At 62.4% G+C, this 6,005-nt stretch carries 5 protein-coding genes and 2 pseudogenes; 1 reads left to right on the top strand and 6 read right to left on the bottom strand.

Annotation, left to right across the window (positions count from 1 at the left end):
* Positions 1-124, top strand: a pseudogene (locus ACYP2A_RS04365) (IS5/IS1182 family transposase); the annotation flags it as partial.
* Between the two features lie 72 nt (positions 125-196).
* Here ACYP2A_RS04365 and tauD read toward each other — a convergent pair.
* The 6 genes and pseudogenes from tauD to ACYP2A_RS04335 form a co-directional block, all read right to left on the bottom strand.
* Positions 197-1,030: a taurine dioxygenase gene (gene tauD, locus ACYP2A_RS04360; protein WP_459743079.1), complete on the bottom strand. Its 834-nt coding sequence runs from the start codon at positions 1,028-1,030 to the stop codon at positions 197-199.
* A 10-nt stretch (positions 1,031-1,040) separates the two neighbouring features.
* Positions 1,041-1,811 (bottom strand): annotated as a pseudogene (gene tauC / locus ACYP2A_RS04355) (taurine ABC transporter permease TauC); the annotation flags it as partial.
* A gap of 71 nt (positions 1,812-1,882) precedes the next feature.
* Positions 1,883-2,677 (bottom strand): taurine ABC transporter ATP-binding subunit, encoded by a 795-nt coding sequence (tauB, locus tag ACYP2A_RS04350; RefSeq protein WP_459743078.1) that lies wholly within the window; start codon positions 2,675-2,677, stop codon positions 1,883-1,885.
* A gap of 36 nt (positions 2,678-2,713) precedes the next feature.
* Positions 2,714-3,697: a taurine ABC transporter substrate-binding protein gene (gene tauA / locus ACYP2A_RS04345; protein ID WP_459743077.1), complete on the bottom strand. Its 984-nt coding sequence runs from the start codon at positions 3,695-3,697 to the stop codon at positions 2,714-2,716.
* A gap of 119 nt (positions 3,698-3,816) precedes the next feature.
* Positions 3,817-5,208 (bottom strand): MFS transporter, encoded by a 1,392-nt coding sequence (locus ACYP2A_RS04340; RefSeq protein ID WP_459743075.1) that lies wholly within the window; start codon positions 5,206-5,208, stop codon positions 3,817-3,819.
* A 60-nt stretch (positions 5,209-5,268) separates the two neighbouring features.
* Positions 5,269-6,003: a tRNA-dependent cyclodipeptide synthase gene (locus tag ACYP2A_RS04335; protein WP_459743074.1), complete on the bottom strand. Its 735-nt coding sequence runs from the start codon at positions 6,001-6,003 to the stop codon at positions 5,269-5,271.
* Positions 6,004-6,005: the final 2 nt, after the last annotated feature.

The raw sequence follows: 6,005 nt of genomic DNA, 5'->3' as shown, positions 1-6,005 counted from the left end.
CTGGCTAAAGGAGAACCGCAGAATAGGCACTCGCTACGACAAGCTGGCCAGGAGCTTTGCAGCCATGGTCACGCTGGCCTGCAGTCTGCGTTGTATGCGGCAATACTTTTCGTACAAAACCTAAGTCCTTGTCAGGTGCAAGGACTTAAATAGGGGGGGAGGGCAGGGGGGCGGCGCGTTAATTAATTGCGCGGTATCAATACGGCGCATCACCCAGAACAGTAGCGCGGTGCATGATGCGTCGTTGCGGGCGATAGTCATCGATCGCGAAGTGTTGGGTAATGCGGTTATCCCAGAACGCGACATCGTCCTTTTGCCATTGCCAGCGCACGGTGAATTGCGGCTGTGTCGAATGGCTGAACAACAGCTTGAGAATGGCCTCGCTCTCGGCGTCCGGCAGTTCATCGATACGGGTGGTGAAACCCTCGTTGACGAACAGGCCCTTGCGCCCGGTGACCGGATGAGTACGCACCACCGGATGGCTGTGCGGCGGGTTGCGGCGTCTGGCGTGCTCAAAGCGCGCCTTGTCTTCGTCGGTAATGGCAAAGCGTGATTCGGGGAACGACTTGTTCAGGTCGTGAGTGGCGCTCAAGCCGTCGAGCAGGCGCTTGAGTGGCTCGGACAGCGCGTCATACGCCGCGCTGCTGCTGGCCCACAACGTGTCGCCACCGTAGGGCGGCACTTGTTTGGCGCTGAGTACCGCACCCAGCGCCGGGGTTTTGAGAAAACTCACATCCGAATGCCACAACGCGTTGTCACGCAGGTCGGTGACTGCTGTGTCGAGAATCAGCACCTCGGGTTGCTCGGGCACATTGGGGTAAATCGGATGAATGTGCAGGTCGCCGAAATACGCCGCCAGCCGCGCTTGTTGCGCAGGCACAAGCGGCTGATTGCGAAAGAACAGCACCTGGTGATCCAGCAGTGCCTGATGCAACTGTTCGTGATGCGCCGCGCTCAGCGGCTGGCTCAAATCGACGCCTTCGACGCGGGCGCCGAGTGCGGGGCTGACAGGGGTGATGTTCAGGCTCATGAGTCTTCTCTTAATGGCCACGGCCGTGCCAAGGCACGAGTTTGCGTTGCAGGGCGCGCAGGCCCAGTTCCATGGCAAAGGCAATCAGGGCGATGACCAGAATGCCCAGCACCACCACATCGGTGACCAGAAACTGCGCCGCCGACTGGACCATGAAGCCCAGGCCGCTGGTGGCGGCAATCAGCTCGGCGGCCACCAGGGTCGACCAGCCGACGCCCAGGCCGATACGAATACCGATCAGAATGTCCGGCAAGGCGCCGGGCAGAATCACGTGGCGGATCAACTGGCGGCGCGTGGCGCCCAGCGATTGCGCAGCACGGATCCTGGCCTGGTCGACATTGCGCACACCGGTGGCGGTGGCAATGGCGATGGGCGCGAAAATCGCCAGATAGATCAGCAACGTCTTGGACAGCTCGCCGATGCCGCACCAGATCACGATCAACGGCAGATAAGCCAGCGGTGGAATAGGCCGGTAGAACTCGATCAACGGATCGAGAATGCCCTGGGCAATACGGTTATGGCCGATGGCAATGCCCACCGGCACGGCAAACACGATGGCCGCCACCAGCGCCAGGCCGATGCGTTGCAGGCTCGCACCCAGGTGTTGCCACAGGGTCGACTCCATGTAGCCGTCGGTGACCAATAGCCAGGCCTTTTGCAGCACGGCCGAAGGTGGCGGCAGAAACAGCGGCTCGATCAGCCCGGCAGCGGTGACTGCCCACCACAGGGTCAGCAGGACGATGAAAGTCAGGCTGCTGATGGTGCGCGTGCTGATCGTTCGCGTCCGGCGCGACGTGACGGTGCCCTGGGCGTTCAGTTGGCCGAGGCCGGACTGGCTGATCCGTGCGTCGCTCATGCCGACTCCTTGCGCGAGGTGGCGCTGCGTTGCGAGAACACCCGCTGCAGTACATGCTCGCGGGTGGCAATGAATTCAGGGTCGGACTTGATGGCGCGCGCCGATTCGCCGGCGGCGTAGCGCTGGCCAAAGTCCAGTTTCAGGTGCTCGTCGACCCGGCCGGGCGAGGGCGCCAGCAGGATCAGGTCGGTGGCCAGGAATACCGCTTCTTCGATGTCGTGGGTAATCAGAAACACCGGCTTGCGGGTACGTTGCCAGACTTGCAGCAACAGCTCCTGAACCTGCTCGCGGGTAAACGCATCCAGTGCGCCGAACGGTTCATCCATCAGCAATACGCGCGGGTTGGCCGCCAGCGCTCGGGCCAGGCCGACCCGCTGGCGCTGGCCACCGGACAACTGCCAGATCTGCCGGCTTTCAAAACCGGCCAGGTCCACCAGCGCCAGCATCTCGCGGGCGGTCTGCTCGCGCAGGCTGCGTTCGATACCGGCCAGTTGCAGGCCGAAGCCGACGTTGTCCAGTACATTCAGCCACGGCAGCAGGGCATCGTCCTGAAACACCACGCCACGCTCGGCGCTCGGGCCGCGCACTGGCACACCGTCCAGGGTGATACGCCCGCCGCTGGGGGCAACGAAGCCGGCAATCAGGTTCAGCAGAGACGTCTTGCCACTGCCCGACGGACCCAGCGCCACCAGCAATTGCTGCGGGCCCAGGCTCAGGGAAATGTCGGCCAGCACCGGTTGCTCGACGCCAGGGTAATGAGCGCTGACGCGCTCCAGTTGCAGCAGGGCCATGCGGCGTCCCTCCAGATTGAGTGCGGCGCGTGCGGATCAGTTGTTGATGTACTTGGCGCTCACGTACGGGCTGTAGTCGCTCAGCACGGTTTCGACCTTGCCTTGCTCCTTGAGGAAGTTGGCGGTGTTGCTGATCGCGGTGGCGGTGCCGCCGTCCAGCAGGGCGCTGGAGCGTTGCGCCTGGGCATCCGGGTATTCAGAGCCGGCCAGCAGCTCAGGTACGTCTTCGGCGTTGGAACCGGTGAGTCTGGCGATCTTTTTCACCTGCTCGGAATCGGCGGTCCACTTGGCCTTGTTGGCTTGATAGTCAGCAAACGAGTCGAGGGTGACCTTGGCAAAATTAGCGATCACTTGCGGGTTTTTCTCGGCGTAGTCCTTGCGTGCGACCCAGACTTCGAAGGTTGGCGCGCCCCACTTGCCGACTTCGGCGGCATCGGTCAGCACTTTGCCGGTCTTGCGAATCTCGCCCAGTGCTGGCGACCAGACAAAGGCGCCGTCGATGTCGCCACGCTTCCAGGCGGCGGCGATTTGCAGCGGTTGCAGGTTGACCACCTTGACCTTGCCTTCCAGCCCCCACTGCTTGAGCGCGCCGAGCAGGCTGTAGTGCGAGGTGGAGACGAACGGGGTGGCGATGGTCTTGCCGACCAGGTCTTGCGGGTTGACGATGCCGCTGCCGTTACGCACCACCAGCGCTTCGGCGGAATTGATCTGTGCCGAGACAATGAACGCCACGATCGGCAGCTTGCGCGACGCGGCGGCGGCCAGCGGGCTGGAGCCCAGATTGCCGATCTGCACGTCACCGGAGGCCAGTGCGGTTACCACTTCCGGGCCGCTGTTGAAGCGCCGCCAGTCGATTTTTTCGCCAATGGCTTTTTCATAGGCGCCGTCGGCCTGCGGCACTTTGCTCGGGTCGACGCCGGTCTGGTAACCGACAATCAACGGCGCGGCCTGGACATTGAAGGCCAGCAACGAAGCTGCCAGTACGGAAAGCAAAGGACGAACGAACGCTTTATGGGCCATGACGATTCTTCTTGATAGGGGAGTGGCAGATTTCGTCGCAATATTGAGGTTATAAAAAAGCTCATTCCAATAATTATTTGGAATGAGCTTAGAGCGGCAGACAAAGCGTTCTGACGGCGTTACACCTGCACGGCCTGCGGCGATTCGCGCAACAGCCAGCGTTGCCCCAGCCACGAAGCAATCAGCACCCCGGTGAGGGCAATCATCACCGCCTGGTAACCCTGCAGAAACGCACCTGTCTCAGCCACTTCGCCAGGCCCGGTGTAATGCCGTAGCAAACCAACGCCCAGCGCCAGGCCCAGGCCGCCGCCGACGTTATGCAGGGTCATCAGCGAACCCACCGCCACCGAGCCAAAGCGCTCCGGCACCGAAGTGACGCCCAGCACGGTCGAAGGCCCCAGCAGGCAGGCCCAGCCCAGGCCCATCACGGCAAATGCCGCCAGTACATACAACCAGGCGGTGTGGGTCGAAAACCCGGTTTGCAACAAGGCACTGACGACGAACAACAGCAGCCCGGCCTGAATCAACAGCGCCGGCCCCTTGCGATCCACCAGCCGGCCGACCCACGGCGACAGCAGCGCCACGCCCAGGGTGGTCGGCAATAGCAACAGGCCGGTGGTCTGGCTGTCGGTGCCGCGCACCTGAGCCAGGTACAGCGGCATGACAAAAAACGCCACGCAATAGAACACCGCCAGGGTAAAACTGGCCAGCACCGCCGCCACGAAGCGCCGGTTGGCGAACAGGTGCAGGTCGATGATCGGCGAGGCCACGCGCAGTTCGACGCGGATAAACAGCCCCAGCGTGACCACGGCCAGCGCCAGTGTTGCCAGGCTTTGCGCTGACTGCCAGCCCCAATGGCTGCCTTGCACGATCAACAGCACCAGCGCCGGCAAGCCGATCAACAACAGCAGGGTGCCGGCCCAGTCGAGCCTGGGCTGGGCTTCGTCAGAGCGTGATTCGGTCACGTTGAAGGCAATGATCGCCAGGCTCAACAGCACGAACGGCACGTTGATCAGGAAGATCCACGGCCAGCCGAACGCCTGGGTCAGCACGCCACCCAGCACCGGCCCGACCGCCAGGCCCACACCATTGAAACCGAACAGCACGCCGAAGGCCTTGCCTTGTTCTTCGGGTGCAAACGCCTGGGCCACGATGGCGCCCGAAGCGGTGTACAACACCGCACAGGCCAGCCCTTGCAGCACCCGCGCAACCACCAGTCCTTCAAGGCTACTGACCCAGCCAGCGCCCAGCGACGCCAGGCCAAACACGATCAACCCCAGCGACAACACGCGCTTGCGCCCGAACAGATCGGCCAGTCGCCCGGCCAGCACCATGAAGCTGGACATCGCCAGCAAAAACGCATTGATCACCCATTGCAGATGATCGACCGGCGCCTGCAACTCACTTTGCAGCGCCGGGAGTGCGGTGTTGACGATCGTGAAATCGACGCAGCCCAGAAAGCTGGCGATGCTGACACCGCCCAGAGCCCACCATTTACGAGAAGCCGTCATGAAAATCTCCTGTGTTGAAACAAAACGTCGGATCGCCCAGGGGCTGATCCGACGGGGACATCAAACCGCGAAGGCGGCGCGGGCCCAGACGGGCAGGACATTGCCATGCAGCGGCTGGTCGGCCACGGCGGCGCGTTTCTTGAATTTCAGCGACAGCCACTGGGCGTGGTCGGGGTAGTGCTGCTCGACAAAATGTCGGCGGGTAGCCGCCATGGCGCGGGTCATCGGTTGTGGGTAGACGACAAAGTCGATGCCTTGCGAGGCCCACAGCGGCATGATGATCGGGCATTCCTCGATCAGGTAATTCAGGCAGCGGGTGCGTGCCTCGTCCAGGTCCGCCTCGGGGTTGCGCTTGTGCAAACGGTCGAGAAACAGGCCGATGGTGCCGTTGACTTCATCGCGGTAGTCGCGATTGTTCTCGTACTCGAACTGCACCCGGTCCAGCAACGGCCGGTAGCCGCTGTCGAGCAGGCATTCTTCCCAGCGCAGGATGCGCGTGACACTGGCCAGCTTGTTGATTGCGGCCTGGTTACGTGCCAGCCACTGCTCGCCCGACGCGTTGCTGACCCGATAGACCTCTTCGTAGCTATAGTTGCTGAGGTTGTGGCGTTGCAGGATATCGGCCACGGCAATGGTGGTTGAGGCAAAGCCCTGGCGGTTGATCAGGTCGATGGTGGCTTCGAATTTTCCGCCTTCGTGGTAGTCCTGGCCGACGCTGATCAGCAGCAAGGCATGCTTGCCGCGATAGTCATGTTGAAGGTCCGTTTCAAATGCCGCTTTATAGGTAGCGCTCATGC

It is taken from the genome of Pseudomonas sp. 3A(2025), assembly GCF_054589175.1.
This window is presented reverse-complemented; position numbering and strand designations above follow the sequence as displayed.

What these genes read in the sequence shown, in the direction of transcription:
- tauD (WP_459743079.1), bottom strand. Translation starts at nt 1,030, where the DNA reads ATGAGCCTGAACATCACCCCTGTCAGCCCCGCACTCGGCGCCCGCGTC.
- ACYP2A_RS04335 (WP_459743074.1), bottom strand. Translation starts at nt 6,003, where the DNA reads ATGAGCGCTACCTATAAAGCGGCATTTGAAACGGACCTTCAACATGAC.
- tauA (WP_459743077.1), bottom strand. Translation starts at nt 3,697, where the DNA reads ATGGCCCATAAAGCGTTCGTTCGTCCTTTGCTTTCCGTACTGGCAGCT.
- tauB (WP_459743078.1), bottom strand. Translation starts at nt 2,677, where the DNA reads ATGGCCCTGCTGCAACTGGAGCGCGTCAGCGCTCATTACCCTGGCGTC.
- ACYP2A_RS04340 (WP_459743075.1), bottom strand. Translation starts at nt 5,208, where the DNA reads ATGACGGCTTCTCGTAAATGGTGGGCTCTGGGCGGTGTCAGCATCGCC.